Raw genomic sequence first — 25,949 nt, 5'->3', positions numbered from 1 at the left:
CACACCCTCGGATTGCCGTTCAGTGAAGACCAGGTTTCACACTCATTAAGGATCGGGGCGATCCTGAGATCGCCCCGCAAGGGATTACAGCGTGTCGCCACGTACGGCGATGGCTTCAATCTCCAGCTTCACATCCTTTGGTAAGCGGGCGACCTGCACGCAACTGCGCGTGGGGTAGATTGCCTTATGCTCATCAAAGAACTGCTGGTACACCTGATTAATGGTGGCGAAGTCGTTCAGGTCAGAAACGAAAACGGTCGTCTTCACGATATCGCTCACTTTCAAACCTGCGGACTCGACGATCGCTTTCACGTTTTCCAGGCTTTGACGCGCCTGATCGGACACGTTTTCAGCCACTTCACCGGTCTGTGGACACACCGGGATTTGACCTGACGTCAACACCATGCTGCCCAGATCCACACCCTGTACGTAAGGCCCAATCGCCCCTGGCGCACATTCGGTAGCAATTACTTTTCTCATAGTCCCTCCGGCGTCAGAGCGCCTGGGTGAAAGTACGTGAAATAACATCCTGCTGCTGTTCGCGGGTCAGCGCGTTGAAGCGCACCGCATAACCAGACACGCGGATCGTCAGGTTCGGATAGTTTTCCGGGTGCTCAATGGCATCCATCAACATTTCACGGTTCATAACGTTAACGTTCAGATGCTGACCACCTTCCACATGTGCTTCATGGTGGAAGTAACCGTCCAGCAGACCGACCAGGTTGGTTTTACGCACTCCATCCTCTTTGCCCAGCGCTGCCGGCACAATGGAGAAGGTGTACGAGATACCGTCTTTGGCATAGGTGAACGGCAGTTTGGCAACCGAGGTTAACGACGCCACCGCACCTTTACGATCGCGGCCGTGCATCGGGTTCGCCCCTGGCGCAAACGGCGTACCTGCGCGACGTCCGTCCGGCGTGTTACCGGTTTTCTGTCCGTACACCACGTTGGAGGTAATGGTCAGAATAGACTGCGTCGGCACCGCGTTACGGTAGGTTGGTAACACCTTAATTTTCTTCATAAAGCGTTCAACCAGGTCGCAGGCAATGCTGTCTACGCGCTCGTCGTTGTTACCGTATTGCGGATAGTCGCCTTCGATTTCGAAATCAACTGCCAGACCATTTTCATCACGAATCGGTTTCACGCGAGCGTATTTGATAGCCGACAGAGAATCCGCCGCCACGGACAGACCCGCCATACCACAGGCCATCGTGCGATAGACATCACGATCGTGCAGCGCCATCAGCGAAGCTTCGTAGCTGTACTTGTCGTGCATGTAGTGGATGATGTTCAACGCGCTGATGTACTGCACGGCCAGCCAGTCCATAAAGTGGTCCAGGCTCTCCATCACCGTGTCGTAGTCCAACACGTCATCCATCAGCGGTGCCGTTTTCGGCCCGACCTGGATTTTCAGTTTCTCATCCACGCCGCCGTTGATTGCATACAGCAACGTTTTGGCGAGGTTGGCACGCGCCCCGAAGAACTGCATTTGCTTGCCGATAACCATCGGGCTGACGCAGCAGGCAATGGCATAGTCATCGCTGTCAAAGTCGGCACGCATCAAATCGTCGTTTTCATACTGCAAAGACGAAGTGATGATAGACACCTGGGCGGCGTACTTTTTGAAGGCTATCGGTAGCTGCTCAGACCACAGCACCGTCAGGTTCGGCTCAGGTGCCGGGCCCATGGTGTGCAGCGTATGCAGGTAGCGGAACGAGTTTTTCGTCACCAGCGTGCGGCCATCCAGCCCCATACCGCCGATAACTTCGGTCGCCCAGATAGGGTCGCCTGAGAACAAAGTGTCGAATTCCGGCGTACGCAGGAAGCGCACCATACGGATCTTCATAATGAAGTGGTCGATCAGTTCCTGCGCCTGCTGCTCATTTAACACGCCCGCTTTGAAATCGCGCTCAATATAGATATCGAGGAACGATGCGGTACGGCCCAGCGACATAGCACCACCGTTCTGAGATTTCACCGCAGCCAGGTAAGCAAAGTACACCCACTGCACCGCTTCCTGCGCATTACGCGCCGGACGGGAAATATCGCAGCCGTATTTCGCCGCCATTTCCTGCATTTGCAGCAGGGCGCGACGGTGTTCAGACAGCTCTTCGCGAAGACGAATCGTGGCTTCAAGATTCTGGCCCCACTCCAGGTTCGACTGGAGATCGGCAAACTGCAGTTCACGCTCACGCACCAGATAGCGGATACCATACAGCGCGACGCGGCGGTAATCACCGATGATACGACCACGACCGTAACCATCCGGCAGACCGGTCAGCACGCCGGATTTACGGCAGCGCAGCATATCCGGAGAGTAGGCATCGAATACGCCCTGGTTATGGGTTTTACGCAGTTCAGTAAACTGGTATTCAAAATCAGCATCCATCTCACGACCATAAGCATCAAAAGAGCTTTTGATCATGTTGATGCCGCCAAACGGATGCAGAGCACGCTTGAGCGGCTTATCCGTTTGCAGACCGACGATTTTTTCCAGTTCTTGTTCAATATAACCGGCGTCATGCGCGGTTATCGTGGTCGCAATATTGGTATCGAAATCAACCGGCGCATGCGTCGAGTTTTCAATACGGATGCCCGCCATAACTTTTTCCCACAATGCAGTGGTCGCAGGCGTTGCTTCGGCGAGGAAAGATTCATCCCCTTCATAAGGCGTATAGTTGTGCTGAATAAAATCACGGACATTAATTTCTTCTTTCCAGTCCGTACCTTTAAAGCCATTCCAGGCTTCGGCATACAGCATATCGCTGGTATCGATATTTACCTTCATGAAAAATAATCTCTCTGCTGAAATTTAATTATGCAAATTCTACTGGTGTATTAATTTTGCCTAAGGCAATGGCATCACGCGCAATCATTTTCTCTTCATTTGTGGGAATAACCGCACAAATAACACGAGCATCTTTATTAGAGATAATTCTTTCGCCATGGGAATTTGGCAGGCTATTCATTTCGCTGTCGATATTCACCCCTAAAACGGCGAGATGTTCAATAACCAGACGACGAATTAATACCGAGTTCTCACCAATTCCGCCGGTGAAAATAATCCCATCAAGACGATGCAGCGATGCGGCATGTCCGGCGATATGGCGTGCAATACGATGCACAAACGTTTTAATCGCCAGCTGCGCACGCTCATGTCCTTCGTGCCAGGCTTTTTCTAACGTACGTAAGTCAGAGGACAGACCGGAAATACCTAGTAAACCGGACTCTTTATTCACTACGCGCTCAAGGTCGCTCAGCGTCTGGTTGGTTTCGCTGGCAATCCACGCCATCGCGCCGAAATCGACGTCGCCGCTGCGTGTGCCCATCATCAGCCCTTCCAGCGGCGTCATGCCCATTGAGGTATCAACGCTCTGTCCATTACGTACCGCACAGATTGACGCGCCGTTCCCAAGGTGCGCCACAACCAGACCGGAGTCATCACTCTGCAGGTCAAGAAGCTCATGCGCCCGTTGAGAAACATAGCGGTGCGACGTGCCGTGGAAGCCATAACGACGAACGCCCAACTCCTCAAAATATTTCCACGGTAAACCGTACAGATAGGCTTCAGGAGCCATCGTCTGGTGGAAGCTGGTATCAAATACCGCCACCTGCTGCACGCCTGGGAAAAGGTGCTGAGCAGATTCGATCCCACTCAGGTTCGCATAATTATGTAACGGAGCTAGCGGCGATACCCGACGAATATTATCGATAACTTCGTCAGTAATAATTGCTGATTCGGTAAAGATATTTCCGCCGTGGGCAATGCGGTGGCCAATTAAGGCCACACTGTCCATTAAATTACGTTTCTCTAGTTCAACGGCAATTGCTTTTAATGCGTCTTCGTAGCTGTGGTGAGCCAGCTTAGCTGGCTCTCCCCCATTAATTGCTATGAACGCATTTTCAGAGTTAATACCGTCTGCGATCCCCGCCATTAAAACTTCACAGTTTGCTGCATCCAGCACTGAGAATTTAATGGAAGACGAACCACAGTTAATAACCAGTACTACCGGAAACTCATTCATTTCACTACTCCGCTCATCCTGAGCTTAAGGATTAAAACAGTTTGTAGACGATATTCAGGATGGTCAGCAGACCAATCACGGTAACAAACACGTTATCCAGACGGCCACGGTATTTCGCCAGTGATGGCGCTTTACGGATGGCATACATCGGCAGCAGGCAGAGCAGAGAGGCAATAATCGGCGCGCCCATTGCTTCAATCAGGTCCAGGATGTTCGGGTTGGCGTAAGCCACAACCCAGGTGGATCCCATGATGAAGATCATGCTGATGGTATTAAGTTTGCCGGCAGAAACTTTCGTTTTATCGCCTTTGTAACCAAACTTCAGCACCAGACCGTTCAGACCTTCCAGCGTCCCCAGATAGTGGCCGAAGAAAGATTTGAAGATAGCAACCAGGGCGATGATTGAAGCACCGTACTCCAGAACAGTTGCGAAGGTGGACTTCGTACCGGACAGTGAAGCGAAGTGGTTTGCCAGGTAAGACAGCACAGGAATGTTTTGCGCTTTCGCATCCGCCATGTTTGCCGGAGAGAGCGTGAACAGGCAGCTAAAGGCGAAGAACATTACTACCGCAACCATCAGCATACTGGCGCGGGAGATGATTTTAGAACATTTCTGCTCGGTGAATTCGCGACCGTAATCTTTCTCATACTCTTCGCGTTTAGAGACGACGAAGGAAGAAACGATTGGCGAGAAGTTGAAAGAGAACACCATGATGGAAATACCCAGCCATACGGTAACCAGGATGCCGTCATGGCCAGTCAGGGCGATATTGCTGATATCAACCTGATCGATAACCGCAGAGTTCCAGTAAGGAATCAGTGACAGAGAGATAAGCACCAGGCTGGCAATGAACGGCCATACCAGGTAGCTCATCACTTTAACCATCAGATCTTTACCAAACCAGATGACGAATGCCATCAGCAGCAGCAGGAACAGCGCCACGAAGCCACGGTTTAACGCTGGCATCTGCAGCTGGTTTTCCCAGAAGGTCATAAAGGTGTTGGTAATGGTGACGCCATAAATCCACAGCAGCGGACAAATCGCAAAGAAGTAGAGGAACGTGATAACCACGCCGCCCGTTTTACCAAAGTGCTCTTCAACCGTTTCTGTGATGTTACCGGAAGGGTTAGAACCGGAAAGACACAGGCGTGCCAGCGCACGGTGGCAATAGAAGGCGATGGGGTATGCTAACACCAGCATGATCAGAATGGGGATCAGTCCGCCAAAACCTGCGCGGATAGGGAAGAACAGCACCCCAGCGCCGATGGCTGTACCAAATAAACCCAGTGTCCAGGTGGTGTCCGATTTGCGCCAGGACGACTGTTTTGTCTGGCTGGATACAATGCTATCAGTAGTACTCATATCCTATCCTCAACGAAGTATATTAAGCGTCAACTAAACCAGTAATTTGAGATACACGAGAAAGGTCGATATTACCGCCAGAAATAATGCTGACTGTTTTTCTGTTCTGGATATAGCTATCTAATTTCCCGCTTAATAATGCTGCGCATGCCAGCGCGCCGGCACCTTCAGTCACAACTTTATTTCGCTGAATTAATGCCACCATGCTGTTGCGAATTTCATCTTCGCTGACCAGGACAATGTCATCCACCAACTCACGAACAATTTCATACGTTAAAGTACCCGGGCGGGAAACGTCACAACCATCCGCCAGGGTGCCGGTCGTTCGGTGCGTGGTTATTTCTCCAGCGTGGAAAGAAGCCGCCATGCCGTGAACGTTTTCAGACTGTACGCCAATAATTTTAATGGTCGGGTTAATAGATTTAATTGCCACCGCAATACCAGCAATCAGTCCACCACCGCCAATTGGCACAATCACGTTATCGACATCGTACAGATCTTCCAGAATTTCCAGACCAATAGTGCCCTGACCAGCAATAACTTTTGGGTCATCATAGGGTGGAATAAAGATGCGGCCTTCAGTTTCCACAATCTCACTAACCTTAGCGATGGTGTCGTTGAAGTTGTCGCCGTGCAGCACAACTTCTGCGGAATAATCGCAGGTTGCCGCTACTTTAGACTTCGGTGCGCCTTTCGGCATCACCACTTTGCCGTCGATTCCGAGCATAGCGCAGGAGAGAGAAACACCTTGCGCATGGTTACCTGCAGAGCAAGCCACCACGCCCTTACATCTTTCAGCTTCGGTTAATGAACTGAGCTTGTTAAAAGCACCACGGATTTTAAATGAACCGGTACGCTGCATGTTTTCAAACTTGAGGAAAATTTCCCCTTTGCAACGTTCACTAAAATAGTTAGAGCGAGGCATTCCCGTTTTATAAATTTTCCCCGCAAGTCTTTTTTTCGCTTCGAGGATATCTTCAATTGCAACTGGGAGATCGTATGTAATGTGCATTAGAACCTCTTACCTGGGTATTAAAGTAAATAGATAGCCGTGAGCATTGTCAGATATAGACAAATGGCGTTTATTTCGTGTTAAAACAAATTCAATCTTTAATCAATTTCAATTAATTGCCTTCGTCTCCGACAATTATATGATGAATATTCTTTGGCTAATTCCACCAAAATAGATGCTGCTTTTTTAATTCGATAATTTTTCGACCACACGGCGGCATAGCGCGCGACGGGTAAGGTTTCTTCTACCGGGATAGTAATAAACTGGTTTGAGCCAAACGGTGTGGTCATATCGCAGGGAATTACTGTTAAGAAATCAGCATTGAGAACAAGATTATAAATCGTAACGACAGAGTCTGTTTTAACGATGTTTTCACTGCTGATGCCATTATTCTGTAACGTGGTAAGAAGTTCGCTGTAGTACCCCATATTCGTTTGTGGCAACACCCACTGTTCGTTTTTCAACGCGCTCAGCGAGGTGATGCCGGTGCATGTTCGGGACTTGCTGGCAACCAGGATAAAGTCTGACTCAAAGAGCGGTTCAACATGCAGATCGTGCAGTTTCATCTCATCACTCAGCGTACCGATGGCGAAATCCAGACGTCCGTCACGGATTGCCGGTAAGAAGGAGGAGAGCTGAGCTTCATACATAGAAACCTGCGCCTTCGGGAACACTTCTTTGAATTTTTTAATCATGCCGGACATGATGGTGAAGGCAATCAGTGAAGGAAAGCCAAACGACACATCAACGACCGCGTTGCTCGTCATGCTGTTCATCTCATCAACCATGTTTTTCATTTCACGGGTAATAGATTCAGACCATGAGAGCATCACCTGCCCTGCCTGAGTCAATGTCACACCAGTATTTTTACGTACAACTAACTCAATACCGAAATAAGCCTCTACATCATTAATGATTTTGCTGACAGCCGGTTGAGTTAAACCTAATTCTTTTGCAGCTGAGCCGATAGAACCGCTTCTAATGACTTCCTGAAAGACCACTAAGTGCTGTGTTTTAGGGAGTGTAATAGTATTCATATCGACCTGCGTTAATTACTTTGTTGACGGCAGGAAGTGTACCAAATTAAGCGAACAAGGATATGTGCTACCCCTCACAAATCCCCTTGACTTACATTTTGTAAGACTATCGTTAAAATTTAAATCACTTAATAATCATATAGATACGAATTATCGATTTCACTTTATCCTGACTTTAGTCAAAAAAAGATGGGGGGATAACGATTTTTTATGGCTATAACACCCCCATTTTTTCCACTATTTATTAAAACCATGAAAGGCTATATTTCAATCAATTACAGAACAATTATCAGGCAAGATGGCGCTTAAATTTAATAAACAACTTATCAAATTTAATTATATTTTAATGATTATGGTGATTAAATAACGTTATGCATCACATTTTTTCGCCATATTTGTTTGTAAAGAAACATTACATTTATTAAAATTCAATCTAAAAAACACAAACAATTATCATATGCAACATTATATTAACACTGATTTTGTGCAATTTATTAGCAAGTAATTTTGTGATGGCGATCGATTGCGTTCGATTGTTCTCGATAAAAACGTATCGCGCAGCGTTTTGTGTTGGTCGTCACAAAATTAGAAATATCCACCGACACATTCCCCTCAGATAAAAGAAATTCGGTGCATAAATAATAGGGATATAAAAATTAGATAAGAAGGAAATAAGCGCCTGCATCCTCGAAAACCAATCTCAATGCTCGCTGTAAAACCTCTGCCGGATGGCGGTGTAAACACCTTATCCGGCCTACAAAACCAGTCTCTCCCCCAGTAGGCCTGATAAGCGCAGCGCCATCAGGCATGGCAACCTGCCCAGAAAGCAAAAACCCCGCCGAAGCGGGGTTTTATTAAAGAGTGAAGCTGACCGATAAGCCGGGTTCTTTTGAGCATAGCGTCGTGGACAGTCATTCATCTGGCTTACCCTGAAAGCAAAAACCCCGCCGAAGCGAGGCTTTATAAAGAGTGAAGCTGACCGATAAGCCGCGTTCTTTTGAGCATAGCGTCGTGGACAGTCATTCATCTGGCTTACCCTGAAAGCAAAAACCCCGCCGAAGCGGGGTTTTATAAAGAGTGAAGCTGACCGATAAGCCGGGTTCTGTCGTGGACAGTCATTCATCTAGGCCAGCAATCGCTCACTGGCTCAAGCAGCCTACCCGGGTTCAGTACGGGCCGTACCTTGTGAACCCCTATTTGGCCTTGCTCCGGGTGGAGTTTACCGTGCCACGGACTGTTACCAGCCGCGCGGTGCGCTCTTACCGCACCCTTTCACCCTTACCTGATCCCACTTGCGTGGGCCATCGGCGGTTTGCTCTCTGTTGCACTGGTCGTGGGTTTCCCCCCCAGGCGTTACCTGGCACCCTGCCCTATGGAGCCCGGACTTTCCTCCCCTCCGCCCGTCTCCCCCGAAGAGGACGACGACGAAGCGGCGACTGTCTGGTCAGCTTCGGCGCGCAGTATAGAGGGTTTGCGGGGCAATGTCACCCCGCACTGCGCATTCCTATCGCTAACGTGGCAGCGATGTTTCTTGAGGCGCGATAAATATTATCAAATGCCCCACGGAAGGCCTCTTCCAGCGTGCTGATGCTGGTCAATACGCTAAACACCGCATCGATACCATATTGATGCACTACCTCCACATCGCGCGTCAGGCTGCCGCCAATACCAATAACCGGCTTGTGGTACTTCTTCGCGACATTCGCCACGCCTACCGGCACTTTGCCGTGAATGCTCTGGCTGTCGATCCGCCCTTCGCCGGTCACCACCAGCGTACAGTCGTGAATATGCTCTTCCAGATTGAGCGCCTGGGTCACAATCTCGATACCGCTGCGCAGCTCGGCGCCTAAAAAAGCCATTAATGCCGCGCCCATTCCGCCTGCCGCACCGGAGCCTGGCACATCTTTCACATCGACCCGCAGCGATTTTTTAATGATGTCGGCATAGTGAGACAGATTACGGTCCAGTTCGAGAATGCGTTCTTCCGTCGCCCCTTTCTGCGGGCCAAAAATGCGCGAAGCGCCAGAATCGCCGATGAGTGGATTAGTCACATCACAGGCCACGCGAATGGAACAGGTTTTTAAGCGCGGATCCAGACCCGAGATATCGATGGAGTTCAGACTCATCAGGCTTCCACCACCATAGCCAATTTCTGTCCCGTTGGCGTCGCAAAGTTTTGCCCCCAGCGCCTGCACCATACCCGCGCCACCGTCGTTGGTGGCACTGCCGCCGATGCCAATAATGATGCTCTGCGCACCGCTATCCAGCGCCTGCAAAATCAGCTCTCCGGTACCGCGTGACGTAGTGACTAAAGGGTTGCGCTTTTCAGGAGGCACCAACGCCAGACCGCTGGCTGCCGCCATTTCGATAAACGCAGTTTTACCATCTCCAGACATGCCCCAGCAGGCATTCACTTTTTCGCCCAGCGGCCCCGTTACTTGCGCTGAATGTTCACTCCCTTGCGTCGCGGCAATCATGGCTTCAACCGTTCCTTCGCCGCCATCGGCAACCGGAACAGAAACATATTGCGCATCGGGGAAAATTTCCCGAAATCCTTTTTCTATTGCCTGAGCTACCTCGGTGGCAGAAAGGCTTTCTTTATAAGAGTCTGGGGCAATTACGATTTTCATAGTTATGTAGCCTGACTGTGCCGCGCAAGGCAAGAAATACAGGGCGCACATCCGCGCCCTTCTTGTTAGCGAGTGACTTCCACTTTCGCCAGTTTTTCGTAGTAGCATGCGAGCGCACTGTGATCGGCAGTACCCAATCCATCTGCGCGTAGCGCCTGCATCATCTCCATGACTGCTGCAGTCAGCGGCAACTGAGCGCCAACGCCATGAGAGGTATCCAGCGCGTTCGCCAGGTCTTTGATATGCAGGTCAATACGGAAACCTGGTTTAAAGTTGCGATCCATCACCATCGGCGCTTTCGCATCCAGCACGGTGCTGCCTGCCAGCCCGCCACGGATCGCCTGATACACCAGATCCGGATTCACACCCGCTTTGGTCGCCAGCGTCAGCGCTTCAGACATCGCCGCAATGTTCAGCGCCACAATCACCTGATTCGCCAGCTTGGTAACGTTACCCGCACCAATTTCACCGGTATGCACCACGGAGCCTGCCATCGCTTTCAGCAGATCGTAGTACTTGTCGAAAATCGCTTTATCGCCGCCGACCATCACCGACAACGTGCCGTCAATCGCTTTTGGCTCGCCGCCGCTGACCGGCGCATCCAACATATCCACGCCTTTCGCTTTCAGCGCGTCGCTAATTTCACGGCTGGCCAACGGTGCAATGGAGCTCATGTCGATAAGCACTGTGCCCGGTTTCGCCCCTTCAATAATGCCGCCTTCACCCAGTGCCACTTCCTTAACATGCGGAGAGTTCGGCAGCATGGTGATGATCACATCACACTGCTCAGCGATATCTTTCGCCGTGGCGGCAGTTTCAGCACCTGCGGCAATTACTTCCGCAATGGATTCCGGGTTACGGTCAGCAACCACCAGCGAGTAACCTGCCTTGAGGAGGTTTTTACTCATTGGTTTACCCATAATACCGAGGCCAATAAAACCAACTTTCATTGTCATGTCTTTATCTCTCTCTACTGTCGATGGTGGTTATTTCTTAAAAGAATCAGCCAGTTTCTGCGTGGCTGAACGGAACACGCCAAGGTCGCTGCCAACGGCAACAAACGTCGCGCCCCACTCCAGATAACGACGCGCATCCGCCTCTACCGGGGCCAGAATGCCGCTTGGTTTGCCGTGTGCTTTCGCGCGGGCAAAAATGTGCTGGATAGCTTTCTGCACATCAGGATGTGACGCATTGCCGAGGTGACCTAGCGCCGCAGCCAGATCGCTTGGTCCGACGAAGACACCGTCAACGCCTTCTGTCGCCGCGATTGCGTCAACGTTATCAACGCCCTGCTGACTTTCGATCTGCACGATGATGGTGATGTTCTTATTCGACTGCGCAAAGTAGTCCGGTACGGTGCCAAACATATTGGCGCGATGGGATACGGACACGCCGCGAATACCTTCCGGCGGATAGCGGGTCGACGCCACAGCGTTAACCGCTTCTTCTTCCGTCTCAACGAACGGGATCAGGAAGTTGTAAAACCCGATATCCAGCAGACGCTTGATAATTACCGGCTCGTTGGTTGGTACACGCACTACCGCCGCGCTGTCGCTGCCTTTCAGCGCCATCAATTGCGGAATAAACGTCGAGATATCATTCGGCGCATGTTCGCCATCCAGTACCAGCCAGTCAAAACCTGCCAGGCCTAAAACTTCGGTACTGATTGGGCTGGCCAATGCAGACCAGCAGCCAATCTGAATTTGTTGCGCCGCGAGGGCCGCTTTAAACTTATTCGGGAAAATCGTGTTATTCATCGCCTATACCTTTGTTTATTTCTGCAATTCCATACGTTTAATGTCACCGACAATAAACAGGTAGCAAACCATTGCCATCAGCGCCGAGCACCCTACAAACATCAGCGCAGCATTAAATGAGTGCAGCTCGCTCACCAGATACCCAATCACCAGCGGGGTGACGATGGAAGCCACGTTGCCAAATACGTTAAATACCCCACCGCACAGACCGACAATCTCTTTCGGCGCGGTATCGGAAATCACCGGCCAACCCAGCGCGCCGAAACCTTTACCGAAGAACGCCAGCGCCATCAGCGCCACCACAAGAGCGGTATTATCGGTGTAGTTACACAGAATAATGGTCGATGCGAGCAACATGCCGAGCACTATCGGCAGCTTACGCGCCAGGGTAATGCTGAAACCACGTTTAATCAGATAATCAGAGAACACGCCGCCGAGCACGCCACCGAAAAACCCGCACAGTGCCGGAATCGAAGCCACCAGGCCCACTTTCAGAATCGACATACCTTTTTCCTGAACCAGGTAAATCGGGAACCAGGTGAGAAAAAACCAGGTAATTGTGTTGATAAAATACTGGCCAAAGAACACACCAAGCATCATACGATTCGTGAGCAACTGCTTGATATAATGCAGTTTAGGACCACCTGACTTCACATCGCCCGGTTTTTTATGGTCCATATCCACGACCGCGCCGTTTTCAGAGATAAACTTCAACTCTTCTTGCGACATGCGCGGGTGATCGGTTGGGTTATGAATAAACTTTACCCACAGCCCGGTAAGCACAAAACCAATCACGCCCATCACGGTAAAGACGTGCTCCCAGCCCCAGGCGAAGGTCAGCCAGCCGAGCAGCGGGGAAAACAGCGCCAGGGAGAAATACTGTGCGGAGTTAAAAATCGCGGATGCCGTGCCGCGCTCTTTCGTTGGGAACCAGGCTGCCACGATACGGGCATTAGCCGGGAAGGATGGCGCTTCCGAGAAGCCCAGCATAAAGCGCATGATGAACATTGAAATACCCGCCCAGGCCAGCGGGAACATGTCCACAAAGCCCTGCAGGAAGGTAAACAGTGACCAGAAGAACAAACTGTAGGTGTAGACTTTCTTCGAGCCGAATTTATCCAGCAGCCAGCCGCCGGGGATTTGCATCAACAGGTAAGCCCAGCCGAAGGCGGAGAAAATGTAACCCATTGAGATGGCGCTGAGATGTAACTCTTTCGCCACTTCAGTTCCGGCAATAGACAGCGTCGCACGGTCCGCATAGTTAACGGCTGTAACAATAAATATTATCAGCAATATTAAATAACGGGTGTGCGTACCTTTCTTTTTCTCGACAACTGTATCCAATATCATTCTATTTACCTCGGGCACATAAAAGGTTTTTATTATTATTTTGTGGGTATTTCTCGTGATAAATTACCGATAATAAAAATAGATAATAATTTATCAGACGTTATGAAACCGTGATTTAGTATAATCATCAGCACAACGTTAATCATTGTGCAAGTGCTCATTAAATACGCGTTATTAAATTATTTTTTTGGGCATATGCACACAAGCATGGGCGCTAATGCACACATTTACGTATTGCTACCCCTGGTGACGCGGCCTTGCTGAGTTTAAGTGATCATCGTCACATTCTTCACGTTAAACTCCTGACATTCTTATTTCACGATACCGAATCTTTATTACTTACAATTAGATTCAAAATATAAATATCCACACTATTATCACCACCTTGTTGGAGAATACTGGACAATGGCCGACATCGAAATCAGACAAGAATCGCCAACGGCGTTTTATATTAAAGTTCACGAAACAGATAATGTGGCGATAATTGTCAATGACAATGGTCTGAAAGCCGGAACGCGTTTTCCGGACGGACTGGAACTCATTGAACATATTCCCCAGGGTCATAAAGTGGCGCTATTGGATATTCCTGTTCATGGCGAAATCGTGCGTTATGGCGAAGTGATAGGCTATGCCGTTCGCGATATCCCACGCGGCAGCTGGATTGATGAATCAATGGTTGAACTGCCCAAAGCCCCGCCGCTGGAGACGCTGCCGCTGGCAACTAAAGTGCCAGAGCCGCTGCCGCCTCTTGAGGGTTATACCTTTGAAGGTTACCGCAATGCTGACGGTAGCGTTGGTACCAAAAATCTACTCGGTATCTCCACCAGCGTGCACTGCGTAGCGGGCGTGGTGGACTATGTGGTGAAAATCATTGAGCGCGATCTGCTGCCTAAATACCCGAACGTTGACGGTGTGGTGGGGCTCAATCATCTGTACGGCTGCGGCGTGGCGATCAATGCTCCAGCCGCCATCGTGCCGATTCGCACCATTCACAATATTGCGCTTAACCCGAATTTTGGCGGTGAAGTGATGGTCATCGGCCTCGGTTGCGAAAAACTGCAGCCTGAGCGGCTGCTGGAAGGCACGCACGATGTGAAAAGTATTCCGGTCGACAGCGCCAGTATCGTCAGCCTGCAGGATGAAAAGCACGTCGGCTTTCAATCGATGGTCACCGATATTCTGCAGGTGGCCGAACGTCATCTGGCAAAGCTCAATCAGCGCCAACGTGAAACCTGCCCGGCTTCAGAACTGGTGGTCGGCATGCAGTGCGGCGGTAGCGATGCGTTTTCCGGCGTGACGGCCAACCCAGCGGTGGGTTATGCCTCCGACCTGTTAGTACGCTGCGGCGCGACCGTAATGTTCTCTGAAGTAACCGAAGTGCGCGATGCCATCCACCTTCTGACCCCACGTGCGATTAACGAAGAAGTAGGTAAACGCCTGCTCGAAGAGATGGCCTGGTACGATAACTACCTTGATATGGGCAAAACGGATCGCAGCGCCAACCCTTCTCCGGGCAACAAGAAAGGTGGTCTGGCAAACGTGGTGGAAAAGGCGCTGGGTTCGATTGCCAAGTCTGGCAAGAGCGCGATTGTCGAAGTATTGTCGCCGGGTCAGCGTCCAACCAAACGTGGCCTGATTTACGCTGCAACCCCCGCCAGTGATTTTGTTTGCGGTACACAACAGGTCGCTTCCGGGATCACCGTGCAGGTGTTCACTACCGGTCGCGGTACGCCATATGGCCTGATGGCCGTGCCGGTGATTAAAATGGCGACACGCACCGAGCTGGCCAACCGTTGGTTTGACCTGATGGACATTAACGCGGGCACCATCGCCACCGGAGAAGAAACCATTGAAGATGTGGGTCTGAAACTGTTCGAATTTATTCTCGACGTCGCCAGCGGGCGTAAGAAAACCTTCTCGGATCAGTGGGGACTGCATAACCAGCTGGCGGTGTTTAACCCGGCGCCAGTGACCTGATTATCGAAACGAAAGCCAACGAAAAAACGGGGATTTATCCCCGTTTTTTATGTCTATGTAACAACAAATAAAGTGATAACGTTCGCATTTTAAGAGGTTTTTTTAAACATCTGTTTTTTTCGATTCAAACCCACAAAATGAACCTAACAACATGAAATTAAACGAAATAACATCGCCATTGTTTTATGTTATATTTTCGTTTTGATAAAAGAGAAACCTACCGAAAGACGACCTTGTTTTAATGCGATAATCCCCTATTTTTTACCGCTTTGACTTTCTCCGATGTAAAACAGATTATTCATAGGCTCCTGTAATTTACCTCATAAGCATTCTGACCTGAATAAAGAGGGAAGTTATGTATACCCTGAATAAAAATAATGTCGCATTGGCCTGTCTTATTTCCTGTTTACTGGCAACTCCTGTCGTCGCGAGTGCTGAAGGCCAATCGGACGCAAAGCCTGTTAAATTACGCTACACGTTATGGGACCGTAATCAACTCCCTGGCGAACAACAGCTCGTTAATGAATTCGAAAAAAACAACCCTGGCATCAAAGTCGAAATTGAATTAACACCTTATGACCAATATTTTATCAAGCTAAGTTCAGCAGTCGGTGGAAATGTAGCACCGGATGTATTCTGGATGAATATGCCTAATTTCCAGCAATATGTTAAAAATGGCATGCTGGAACCACTGAGCAATTATCTGAAAGAGAAATCAGCGCCGAAACTGGATGATTTTGTTAAAAGTTCAGTCGATGCCTATCAATACCAGTCGCAGCAATATGCCATCCCAAGGGATATTGATGCAATTGCCGTCTGGTACAACAAAAAAATGTTCGATCAGGCTGGCGTGAGCTATCCCGATAAAAACTGGACATGGGACGATTTAAAACAAAAATCAGCGCAGTTGCGTAAAGGGCTGGATAAACAGTCTTATCCACTGGCAATGGAATTCAGCAGCGGACAGGACAGTTATTTTAACCTGCTATTACAGGCTGGCGATAAGATTGTCCTGCCTGAGGGCAAAACGGATGTTGCCAATGACAAAGCCATCGCCGTCTATCGCGATGTTCAAGGCATGCTGAACGCGGGACTAATCCAACCGCCAGGCGAGATGGAAGCCTCAGATGTCTTCCAGTCCAACCGAGTGGCCATGGTCTACGCAGGCTCATGGTGGGCATTACCCTTCTCTCAAAATGAGCTGATTAAGGATCACATCGGCGTGGTACCAATGCCTAAAATGGTAGAGCAGGCAGGTGTATCCCATAGCCTGGCATTTGCCATGTCAGCAAAAAGTCAGCATAAAGATGCGGCGTGGAAGTTCATTGAGTTCATGAGTTCTGAGCATGCGCAGCAGACGCTGGCTACGGGAAAAGTCGTGATCCCCGCTAACCAAAAAGTGGCCAAAGAGTGGGCTGAAGGCTTTAAGGGTATTGATGTTTCAGCCTATATCGATTCATTGGCTTTCTCACATAAATATCCAACCGCAGGCTCCAATACCGCCAAGTGGAATAGCATCCTGAATGATGGCTTGAAAAAAGTCTGGACGGGTACTGACCCAGAAAAAGTCATGCCTGGTGTTGCAAAACGCGTTGAACGAGAAATGCAGAAATAATCCTGAGGGAGCCATGCTCCCTCTCGCTTTCGCCCACGCAATATATTTTGGTTGCACAGTGAGCATCCCGGAGTCTGTATGAGCTATTCAGATGAAGCTGCATCCCCACAATTACCAGCCAGGGAAGTGCACAAAAAATCCCTGACCAAGCTGGAAAAAGAAGAACGCTTCTGGGGATGGATAATGATTATGCCGTTACTGGCGGGGTTAATTGTTTTTTACTTTACTCCATTCTTCCAGAACGTTTTTTATAGTTTCACCGACCTGGGCGAGTTTCAGATCTGGACGACGATCAGCTTAGATAACTATATTAATTTATTCAGCGATGATGAGTTTCGTTCAGCAATATATAACACCCTGGCCTATGTTTTTATTTGCGTACCGATAATCACCGTTTTGTCATTACTGCTCGCAATTGGCCTGAATCAGGCGATTCGCGGTCAGTGGTTGTTTCGCACACTGTTATTTCTACCCGCTGTCACTATGCCTGCGGCCATTGCTATGGTCTGGCAGTGGTTGATGAACCGAAACTTCGGCTTAATTAATCAGATCCTAGCTTTTTTCGATCTTCCGGCCATCGGTTGGTTATCCGATCCCGATGTCGTCCGCCTGAGCGCCTCGTTGGTTATCATCTGGTCGGCTATTGCGTTGAAGATGATCATTCTGCTCGCTGGATTGCAGGGGATCCCCAAACAAATTTATGAAGCGATGTCGCTGGATGGCATCAGCAAATTGCGTGGATTCTGGTCTATTACCTTACCGCTAATGATCCCAACGCTGTTTTTCGTACTGGTGATCTCTTTTATCGAAACGCTGCAAATTTTCGATGTGGTTTATCTGCTGTTTGGCAGTTCATCCATGGTGGACGATCAGACGATGACCATCGCCTATCTCTTCTATAAATACGCCTTTATCTACCATGAAAAAGGGTATGCCTCAGCAATCGCCGTGGTGATTTTCGTTATCACGATGGTCCTGACGCTGCTGCAAATATGGATTGGTAAACGACTTAAAGCACAGTGAGGCACCACGATGTTCATGACAAAACGTGAAAAATGGCTAATTTACGGCCTGATGATCCTCGCGACGCTGGTAACGGTGGTTCCGTTTATCTGGATGATCATCACCTCTTTTAAAACCCAGGCAGAAAGCATCGCCTTTCCGCCGATACTGCTACCCGCCAACCCAGGGTTTCAGGCTTACGGTAAAATCTTGCATGAAATGCCTTTTGGCAGCTTTTACTTTAACTCGATCGTCTCCACGCTGGTCATCGTCATTTTGCAGACGCTGATTGCGGCAATGGCAGCGTACGGTTTCTCCCGACTGCGTTTCAAAGGACGAGATGTCCTGTTTATGCTGTGTATTTCAATTCTGATGGTGCCCGGTCAGATCTTTTTAATCCCACAGTTTTTAACCGTTGAAAAAATCGGTTTGCTGAACTCAATTCCTGGACTGGTGCTACCGGGCTTATTCAGCATATATAGCGCCTTTTTATTACGTCAGTTTTTTCTGTCAGTACCTAAAGAACTGGAAGAGGCAGCCATTATGGATGGGTATAACCATCTGACTATTTTCTTCAAAATTATGCTGCCATTAATTAAACCGGGACTGATTGCCTGCGTCATTATTAACGGACTGTGGAGCTGGAATAATTTAATGTGGCCGCTGATCGTCAACACCTCCATGGATAAAATGACATTACCAGTAGGATTAGCCTCACTTTCTGGCCGTTCAGGCGTGGAATATCCGATGTTAATGGCGGGCGCATTGCTGGCGATTATCCCGATGTTGTTACTTTATATCTTCTTCCAGCGCTATTTTATTCGCGGCATCGCTGGTGCCGGAATTAAAGGATAAGGGGCAGTGTTATGTCAGGTATTCAATTACAGGCAGTAAGCAAAGTCTATCCCAATGGCTTTCAGGCGATCCATGGCGTTGATCTTGAAATCCACGACGGCGAATTCATGGTGTTTGTCGGGCCATCAGGCTGCGCCAAATCAACGCTGCTACGCATGATTGCAGGTCTGGAAGATATCACTCATGGCCATATCGCAATCGGAGAGAAGTGCGTCAACGACCTGCTACCAAAGGAGCGAGGCGTTGCCATGGTCTTCCAGAATTATGCCCTCTATCCCCACATGACGATTTATAAAAATATGGCATTCAGTCTGTTAGGGAAAATGAGCAAAGAAGAGATTGATATCCGCGTCCGGGAAGCTGCACACAAGCTGGAAATCGAAACATTGCTCGACAAAAAGCCCGGTCAGCTTTCAGGCGGTCAATGCCAGCGAGTAGCCGTTGGCAGGGCCATCGTGCGTAAGCCAGACGTTTTTTTGTTTGATGAGCCGCTGTCCAACCTGGATGCAAAACTGCGTGTTTCAATGCGCGTGCGGCTGACAGAACTGCATCGACAACTGCGTCACGAAGGCGTGAGCGCAACCATGGTGTACGTCACGCACGATCAGATTGAAGCGATGACGATGGGAGACAGGATTTGCGTTCTAAATGGCGGTCGTATTATGCAGGTGGATACCCCAGGGAATATTTACCATCACCCCAGGAATAAATTTGTTGCTGGTTTTATTGGTAATCCGGCAATGAATATTATGCTGCTTGATATTGACCCCAGCACTCGTGGCCTGCGCCTGGCTGATAATTTAATCCTGCCATTAAATACGCGCTTGAGTAACCTACTGGAGCAATATCCGCACTCCAGCGTCTGGTTTGGCATCCGCTCAGAGGCCATTCAGTTAGCCTCGCAGCATGATGCCTCTGCGTTCGATGCGCACATTACCAACGTAGAAAGGATGGGCAACGAAGACCTTCTGCATTTTGATATTGGTGAGCAACATATGATCTTACGTATTAACTCCTCACCCGACTGGACCCCACTTCCCGGTGAATCTATCAAAGTGAAATTTAATCTGGAAGCCGCCTTTTTGTTTGATAAAAAACATGAAGAAAATTTGGCCTGACCGTTATTCAGGCTAAGTGAAAAATGAGAGGTTTATATGTGTGCGAATAAAGTGACCGTATTAGTGGTAGGGGCTGGTGCGCGCGGAGAAATATATTCTCGCTATGCGCTTGAACATCCAGACAGAATGCAGGTGGTAGGCGTTGCCGAGCCCAGAGAGGCATACCGCCAGCAGTTTGTCGCACAGCATAAGATTGACCCAAATAACGTGTTTTGCGACTGGCAAGAAGCTGCGGCCCAACCCAAAATGGCCGATGTGGTACTTATTTGCACGCAGGATAATATGCACAAAGATCCTGCCGTGGCGTTTGCTAATCTCGGCTATCACATTCTGCTGGAAAAACCGCTCGCCCCTACGCCAGAAGATTGCCGGATCATTATTGATGCGGTCAAACGCAACAACGTATTACTGGCCGTCGCGCACGTCCTGCGTTACACCCGCTATACGCAAAAGCTGAAATCACTGCTTGATGATGGCGTAATTGGCGATATTGTCAGCATGCAGCATCTCGAACCCGTAGGTTACTGGCATCAGGCGCACTCGTTTGTACGTGGTAACTGGCGCAATGAAGCAGAATCGTCATTTATGTTGTTACAGAAATCCTGTCATGATTTGGACTGGATCCGCTACATCATGAGCGACAACTGCCAGGACGTAGGATCATTTGGTAGCCTGAGTCACTTTGTGAAAGAGAATCAGCCTGCTGGTGCCGCCGACCGCTGCCTTGATTGTCAGGTTGAATCAACCTGTCCCTGGTCTGCCTGCAAAATTTATCTGGGTGAAAACCACAAATGCACTCCACACTTCCGTCGGGTGCTGACTGCAGACCCTAGCGAAGAGAATGTTCGCCAGGCGCTGCGCGATGGGCCTTATGGTCGTTGCGTTTATCGTTGTGATAATGATGTGGTGGATCATCAGGTTGTTAACTTACGTTTTGCCCACCAGCAGACAGTGACCTTTACCATGACCGCGTTTACCAAAATGGAAGATCGAAAAACGCGCCTGTTTGGTACCAGAGGTTATCTGGAAGGCGATGGCGAGCAGATCCGGGTGTTTGATTTCCTGACAGACAAAGAAACAGTGCATCAGATCGAAGAGATCGCCGCTGGCACACAAACCCAGATGGGGGGGCATGGTGGTGGCGATTACTACCTGATGGATCGCTTCATCCACGCAGTGATGGCCAACGATCAAAATATGATCCTTTCTGGCCCGGATGAATCACTGGAAAGTCACTTAATGGTCTTTGCCGCAGAGCGCGCTCGCAAGGAAAACTGTCTGGTTACGCTGTGAAGCCGGAGGAGATGAGGCATGTTTTACGGTGTTGATATTGGTGGAACCAAAACTGAAATTGTCGCTTTTGATAAGGAAATGCAGGTTTGCTGGCGTAAGCGCGTCGCCACGCCAGTGCAGGATTATGAACTCTTTCTTTCGACCTTTACTTCACTTATTGATACCGCCGACTGGGCGACTGGAACGCAAGGAAAAATTGGCATCGGCATGCCCGGTCTTATGGACAGACATACCGGAAAATTACTGTCATCTAACGTGCCTTGCCTCACAGGACGCCAGGTGATGAACGATCTGGCCCACCGCCTCAATCGTTCGGTTGAACTGGACAATGACTGCTGCTGTTTTGCACTCTCGGAAGCCCATACCCAGCAGGCTCGCCAGTTCTCCCGAATTTTTGGTGCCATTATTGGCACCGGCATGGGTGGAGGGTTAGTCATTGACGGTCAGTTGTATCGGGGTCGCAACCGAATGGCCAGTGAGTTCGGCCATTTACCGCTTCCGGCAACGTTTATGCGTCGTTATCACTTGCCGGAGTTGAAGTGCGGCTGTGGCTTACAAGGGTGTCTGGAACGCTATCAATCCGGTCCTGGTTTACTGTGGCTCCACAAACACTTCAGTGGAGAACAACTCAAAATGGAGACCCTGCTGGAGCATTATCGTCATGGCAATGCCAGCGCCGTTACAACCATAGAAGCATGGATTGATATGTTGGGTTGTACGCTGGCGCAATTGCAGTTGATTCTGGATGTCGATGCTTTTGTTCTCGGCGGTGGAGTTTCCAACATCGAGGAAATTTATACGTTGCTGCCGCAGGCCATGTCACGTTACTTGTTCCCGGGATTAGAGCCTGCCCGCGTATTCCCGGCCATCCATGGTGCATCCAGCGGGGTTCGCGGTGCCGCATTGCTGCTGGTTGAACAGGGTACGCTGACCCACTAAAACACTGCTGGCGAGAAAATCTCGCCAGCAATTTCAGTTATTCATCCGCAATCACCACATCCACCCCAAGCTGGATTAACGTCCGGTGATAATTTTCAGGGATACCGCTGTCGGTAATCACCCGGTCAATCCCGCTGATTTCGCTAATCATACAGAAACTTTTGCGGCCAAACTTGCTGGAGTCAGCGACTACCGTGACCTCCTGTGCAACCTCACACATTACCTGATTCAGATGCGCTTCTCCCGGATGTGGCGTGGTTATCCCTGCTTCCAGGCAGAATCCATCAACGCCCAAAAAAAGCTTATCAAACCGGTATTGTCTGAGCTGGTGTTCTGCTGAAGGGCCATACAATGAATAGACGCTTTGCCTGACGTTCCCCCCCAGGATCATGACGTCTACGCGCTCAAAATTCGCCAGCTCCCACGCAATGTTGAGCGCATTGGTCATCACCACCAGATCGCGGCGATTCTTTAGCATTGGAGGAATGAGCGTGGTGGTCGAACCGGAATCGAGGATTAACGTGTCACCATCTTTCACAAAGCTGGCTGCTTTTTCGGCAATACGCGTTTTCACATCGCGATTCAGCCGGTCCTTATCCTGCAAAGGCCGGTCAAGGGCAAAGTGCTGATTGAGAACCGCCCCGCCGTAGGAGCGCATGACGCATCCTTTCTGCTCCAGATAACGTAAGTCGTTGCGGATCGTGACCGATGACACACCAAAATGGACGCTCAGTGGCTCGACACGAACGCTACCCTGATCGCACAGCAGATCAATTATTTGCTCGCGACGTCTTAAGTTATCCAGCATTTCTATTGCTCCATCAAATATTCATGTTGTTTTGTTTTAGCGCTTTAGCACTTTCGTTTTCTTTTGAATATATTACATCAGAAGCAATAAGGTGAATTTGTGCGCACAGACTCAGCGTTTAATTTAACCAAAACTGACTATTTTCTTTCGTTTTAGCAAACCGAAACGAAGAAAACCGAAAAAATGAAAAGACTCAAAACGGGTAAGATGCGAGAAAGAGACGGGAAGCATGCAAAAAACGAAAGCGAGCTACTAAAAAAGCTCGCTTATGGTTTGTTTTTGTTTAATTGAATGGGATCACATTTTTGAATTTTAGAGCGGGACTACTCAACAATGATCACTTCAACACCGCTGCGGCGTAGTTCCTGCAAACTTTCCTCTGGGATACCTTCATCAACAATGATGGTATGGATCCTCTGGGTATCAATGATCTTATGCAGGCTGGAGCGGTTAAACTTCGTCGAGTCGGTAACAACAATAATACGTTCAGCCACTTCACACATCCGACGGTTGAGACGCGCTTCATCTTCGTTGTGCGTGCTAACACCACGCTCTAAATCAATAGCATCAACGCCAAGAAACAGCATGTCGAAGTGATAATTTTGTAGCGACTGCTCAGCCTGATCGCCATAAAACGATTGTGACTGACGACGCAAATGACCGCCGGTCATCAGCAGCTCAACCCCTTCGGCTTCCAGTAGCGCATTGGCGACATTCATACCGTTGGTCATAGCAATGACATTAGTATGCTGGCGCATAAGGCGGGCAATTTCATAGGTCGTGGTACCGGAGTCAAGGATCACGCGGTGTCCCGGTTGAATCAACTCTGCGGCGGCTCTGGCAATACTGCGTTTTACTGCCGTATTAAGTGAACTCTTATCTTCAACAGAAGGCTCCACAACAGGTGCATTGCTTTCGCAAATCAGCGCTCCGCCATAGGCACGTACCGCAATCCCCTGCTTTTCCAGAAAAGCGAGGTCGTTGCGAATAGTGACCGTGGAGACGCCAAAAAATAAGGAGAGATCGTTAACCTGAACGCTTCCCTGCTGCCGTAACCGCTGGATGATCTGCTCACGTCTTTCGCTGGTGCCAATAACGCGCTTGTCTGCAGAGGACTCGGTGTTACTCATAAGAAATCCTTTAGTTGAACCTTTCGTTTTATTTCGTTTTGTCTATTAACGCCTTTCTTTTGCGCGAATGCAAGCCCCGCAAGCAGGGAAGAGCCGGACGAACTTACGCTGAAACCTTTCATTGTGTTTCTTTTGTGAAACAGATCGGAAAACTATTATCTTTCGTTTTATTTTTATAACACCATGATGCAGTATTAAATGAAACAAAACGAAAGATTGATGTCGCAGTAATCTGACCTGGAGAGGAAAGTGAAACATCTAACTAAAATGGTCGAGCAGCATAAACGGGGGAAGGCAAACGGGATTTATGCCGTTTGTTCCGCGCATCCAATCGTACTGGAAGCCGCAATACGCTACGCCCATGCAAACCATACACCGCTGTTGATCGAAGCAACCTCTAATCAGGTTGACCAGTTTGGTGGCTATACAGGTATGACACCAGCCGATTTTCGCAGTTTTGTCTGCCGATTAGCCGACTCGCTTGATTTTTCTCAGGATATGCTGATTCTCGGCGGAGACCATCTCGGGCCAAACCGCTGGCAAAATCTGCCTGCGGAACAGGCAATGGCCAATGCTGACGATCTGATCAAGAGCTATGTCGCCGCAGGCTTTAAAAAAATCCACCTCGATTGCAGCATGTCTTGTGCCAACGACCCGGTTCCACTGACGGATGAAATCGTCGCTGAGCGCGCCGCACGCCTGGCCAAAGTCGCCGAAGAAACCTGTATGGCACATTTTGGCGAGTCTGACCTGGTCTATGTGATTGGCACAGAAGTTCCGGTTCCTGGTGGCGCACACGAAGCGTTAACCGAACTGGCGGTAACAACGCCAGATGCCGCACGTGCAACGCTGCAGGCCCACTATCACGCCTTTGAAAAGCGCGGGCTGGAAGGTATATGGGCACGTATTATCGCCCTGGTCGTGCAACCTGGCGTTGAATTCGACCACACGCACATCATTGATTATCAACCGCAGAAAGCCGTGGCACTCAGCAAAATGGTGGAAGACTACGACACGCTGGTTTTTGAAGCGCATTCTACCGATTACCAAACGCCACAGTCCTTGCGCCAACTGGTGATAGACCACTTCGCTATTCTGAAAGTGGGACCCGCGCTTACCTTCGCCCTGCGCGAAGCGCTGTTTTCGTTAGCTGCCATTGAAGAAGAATTGCTGCCTGCAAAAGCCAGCTCAGGCCTGCGACATGTGCTGGAAAGCGTAATGCTTGATAGACCAGAGTACTGGCAGAGCCATTATCACGGTGATGGCAACGCACGCCGTCTAGCCCGTGGATACAGCTACTCTGATCGGGTTCGTTACTACTGGCCGGACAGCCAGATTGATGAAGCATTTGAACGTCTGGTACGTAACCTGGCGGACGACCCCATTCCACTACCGCTGATTAGCCAGTATTTACCTTTGCAGTACGTAAAAGTGCGCGAGGGAGATCTCAGCGCCACGCCGCGAGAACTCATCATTAACCATATTCAGGACATACTGCAGCAATATCACTGCGCCTGCCTGGGTGCTCCAGATCGTAACGCATAACAAAAAAGAGAAAAATACCATGCCAAACATTGTATTAAGTCGCATTGATGAACGTCTGATTCACGGTCAGGTTGGTGTGCAATGGGTCGGGTTTGCGGGGGCAAACCTGGTGCTGGTCGCTAATGATGAGGTGGCTGAAGATCCAGTGCAGCAAAACCTGATGGAAATGGTACTGGCAGAAGGGATCGCCGTACGCTTCTGGTCACTACAAAAAGTGATCGACAATATTCACCGTGCCGCCGATCGCCAGAAAATTCTGCTGGTCTGCAAATCGCCTGCGGATTTCTTCCGTCTGGTCGAAGGCGGTGTTCCTGTTAACCGTATCAACGTTGGCAATATGCACTACGCCAACGGCAAGCAACAAATCGCCAAAACGGTTTCTGTAGACGCTGCCGATATTACGGCGTTCAACGGGCTCAAAGCCGCTGGAGTGGAATGCTTCGTTCAGGGCGTTCCAACAGAACCCGCCCAGGACCTCTATAAACTTCTCTGA

Annotated in this window: 21 protein-coding genes and 1 other RNA gene; 9 read left to right on the top strand and 13 right to left on the bottom strand. The window is 49.5% G+C overall.

Features of this window, described 5'->3' with window-relative positions; translation table 11 throughout:
• Window positions 1–84 precede the first annotated feature (84 nt).
• The 11 genes from OGY13_RS07365 to garP form a co-directional block, all read right to left on the bottom strand.
• Entirely contained in the window at window positions 85–480 is a 396-nt protein-coding gene (locus tag OGY13_RS07365) for an enamine/imine deaminase (RefSeq protein ID WP_003024870.1), read from the bottom strand.
• 13 nt (window positions 481–493) lie between these two features.
• Complete coding sequence (gene tdcE, locus OGY13_RS07360) at window positions 494–2,788, bottom strand: 2-ketobutyrate formate-lyase/pyruvate formate-lyase (protein WP_003828587.1); 2,295 nt, start codon at window positions 2,786–2,788, stop codon at window positions 494–496.
• 28 nt (window positions 2,789–2,816) lie between these two features.
• Window positions 2,817–4,025, bottom strand: coding sequence for a propionate kinase (gene tdcD / locus OGY13_RS07355; protein WP_100271876.1), 1,209 nt, complete (start codon window positions 4,023–4,025; stop codon window positions 2,817–2,819).
• A 31-nt stretch (window positions 4,026–4,056) separates the two neighbouring features.
• Window positions 4,057–5,388 carry a threonine/serine transporter TdcC gene (gene tdcC, locus OGY13_RS07350; protein ID WP_008785886.1) on the bottom strand — a complete coding sequence of 444 codons (1,332 nt, stop codon included), beginning with the start codon at window positions 5,386–5,388 and terminating at the stop codon, window positions 4,057–4,059.
• A 22-nt stretch (window positions 5,389–5,410) separates the two neighbouring features.
• A complete protein-coding gene (gene tdcB, locus OGY13_RS07345; protein ID WP_003828594.1) occupies window positions 5,411–6,400 on the bottom strand; it encodes a bifunctional threonine ammonia-lyase/L-serine ammonia-lyase TdcB in 990 nt (329 codons plus the stop codon).
• 98 nt (window positions 6,401–6,498) lie between these two features.
• Window positions 6,499–7,437, bottom strand: coding sequence for a transcriptional regulator TdcA (tdcA, locus tag OGY13_RS07340; RefSeq protein ID WP_003828596.1), 939 nt, complete (start codon window positions 7,435–7,437; stop codon window positions 6,499–6,501).
• Between the two features lie 1,075 nt (window positions 7,438–8,512).
• Window positions 8,513–8,889: RNase P RNA component class A (rnpB, locus tag OGY13_RS07335), an RNA gene on the bottom strand.
• Between the two features lie 32 nt (window positions 8,890–8,921).
• Window positions 8,922–10,067 carry a glycerate 2-kinase gene (gene garK / locus OGY13_RS07330; RefSeq protein ID WP_032934186.1) on the bottom strand — a complete coding sequence of 382 codons (1,146 nt, stop codon included), beginning with the start codon at window positions 10,065–10,067 and terminating at the stop codon, window positions 8,922–8,924.
• 65 nt (window positions 10,068–10,132) lie between these two features.
• Window positions 10,133–11,023 (bottom strand): 2-hydroxy-3-oxopropionate reductase, encoded by an 891-nt coding sequence (gene garR, locus OGY13_RS07325; RefSeq protein ID WP_003828600.1) that lies wholly within the window; start codon window positions 11,021–11,023, stop codon window positions 10,133–10,135.
• Between the two features lie 30 nt (window positions 11,024–11,053).
• The gene (garL, locus tag OGY13_RS07320) at window positions 11,054–11,824 is read right to left on the bottom strand and encodes a 2-dehydro-3-deoxyglucarate aldolase (RefSeq protein WP_008785889.1); all 771 of its coding nucleotides are present in this window, start codon (window positions 11,822–11,824) and stop codon (window positions 11,054–11,056) included.
• A gap of 15 nt (window positions 11,825–11,839) precedes the next feature.
• Window positions 11,840–13,174 carry a galactarate/glucarate/glycerate transporter GarP gene (garP, locus tag OGY13_RS07315; protein ID WP_008785890.1) on the bottom strand — a complete coding sequence of 445 codons (1,335 nt, stop codon included), beginning with the start codon at window positions 13,172–13,174 and terminating at the stop codon, window positions 11,840–11,842.
• Window positions 13,175–13,579: 405 nt separating this feature from the next.
• On the opposite strand from garP, the gene garD reads away from it, so the two are divergent.
• The 7 genes from garD to OGY13_RS07280 all read left to right on the top strand — a co-directional run bounded on the left by garD (window position 13,580) and on the right by OGY13_RS07280 (window position 21,973).
• Window positions 13,580–15,151: a galactarate dehydratase gene (gene garD, locus OGY13_RS07310; RefSeq protein ID WP_057067637.1), complete on the top strand. Its 1,572-nt coding sequence runs from the start codon at window positions 13,580–13,582 to the stop codon at window positions 15,149–15,151.
• A gap of 355 nt (window positions 15,152–15,506) precedes the next feature.
• Window positions 15,507–16,766 (top strand): ABC transporter substrate-binding protein, encoded by a 1,260-nt coding sequence (locus OGY13_RS07305; RefSeq protein ID WP_213752432.1) that lies wholly within the window; start codon window positions 15,507–15,509, stop codon window positions 16,764–16,766.
• A gap of 78 nt (window positions 16,767–16,844) precedes the next feature.
• Window positions 16,845–17,789, top strand: a complete 945-nt coding sequence (locus tag OGY13_RS07300) for a carbohydrate ABC transporter permease (protein WP_048236826.1) — start codon at window positions 16,845–16,847, stop codon at window positions 17,787–17,789.
• A 9-nt stretch (window positions 17,790–17,798) separates the two neighbouring features.
• The gene (locus tag OGY13_RS07295; RefSeq protein ID WP_003024907.1) at window positions 17,799–18,623 is read left to right on the top strand and encodes a carbohydrate ABC transporter permease; all 825 of its coding nucleotides are present in this window, start codon (window positions 17,799–17,801) and stop codon (window positions 18,621–18,623) included.
• A gap of 11 nt (window positions 18,624–18,634) precedes the next feature.
• Window positions 18,635–19,741 (top strand): ABC transporter ATP-binding protein, encoded by a 1,107-nt coding sequence (locus OGY13_RS07290; protein WP_060683146.1) that lies wholly within the window; start codon window positions 18,635–18,637, stop codon window positions 19,739–19,741.
• Window positions 19,742–19,777: 36 nt separating this feature from the next.
• Window positions 19,778–21,034 carry a Gfo/Idh/MocA family protein gene (locus tag OGY13_RS07285; RefSeq protein ID WP_048236827.1) on the top strand — a complete coding sequence of 419 codons (1,257 nt, stop codon included), beginning with the start codon at window positions 19,778–19,780 and terminating at the stop codon, window positions 21,032–21,034.
• Window positions 21,035–21,052: 18 nt separating this feature from the next.
• A complete protein-coding gene (locus OGY13_RS07280; protein WP_008785896.1) occupies window positions 21,053–21,973 on the top strand; it encodes an ROK family protein in 921 nt (306 codons plus the stop codon).
• A 37-nt stretch (window positions 21,974–22,010) separates the two neighbouring features.
• On the opposite strand, the gene agaR is transcribed toward OGY13_RS07280, so the two are convergent.
• Both agaR and OGY13_RS07270 read right to left on the bottom strand, forming a co-directional pair.
• On the bottom strand, window positions 22,011–22,781 hold the full coding sequence (gene agaR / locus OGY13_RS07275; RefSeq protein WP_003024920.1) for a transcriptional repressor AgaR: 771 nt from the start codon (window positions 22,779–22,781) through the stop codon (window positions 22,011–22,013).
• Window positions 22,782–23,104: 323 nt separating this feature from the next.
• Window positions 23,105–23,911, bottom strand: a complete 807-nt coding sequence (locus OGY13_RS07270) for a DeoR family transcriptional regulator (protein ID WP_003024922.1) — start codon at window positions 23,909–23,911, stop codon at window positions 23,105–23,107.
• Between the two features lie 249 nt (window positions 23,912–24,160).
• Here OGY13_RS07270 and kbaZ point away from each other — a divergent pair, with 249 nt between their 5' ends.
• Both kbaZ and agaV read left to right on the top strand, forming a co-directional pair.
• Complete coding sequence (gene kbaZ, locus OGY13_RS07265; RefSeq protein WP_020996349.1) at window positions 24,161–25,456, top strand: tagatose-bisphosphate aldolase subunit KbaZ; 1,296 nt, start codon at window positions 24,161–24,163, stop codon at window positions 25,454–25,456.
• Window positions 25,457–25,475: 19 nt separating this feature from the next.
• Window positions 25,476–25,949, top strand: a complete 474-nt coding sequence (gene agaV / locus OGY13_RS07260) for a PTS N-acetylgalactosamine transporter subunit IIB (protein ID WP_003024925.1) — start codon at window positions 25,476–25,478, stop codon at window positions 25,947–25,949.

The organism is Citrobacter sp. Cpo045 (assembly GCF_030332875.1).
Classification (GTDB): Bacteria; Pseudomonadota; Gammaproteobacteria; order Enterobacterales; family Enterobacteriaceae; genus Citrobacter; species Citrobacter portucalensis.
This window is presented reverse-complemented; position numbering and strand designations above follow the sequence as displayed.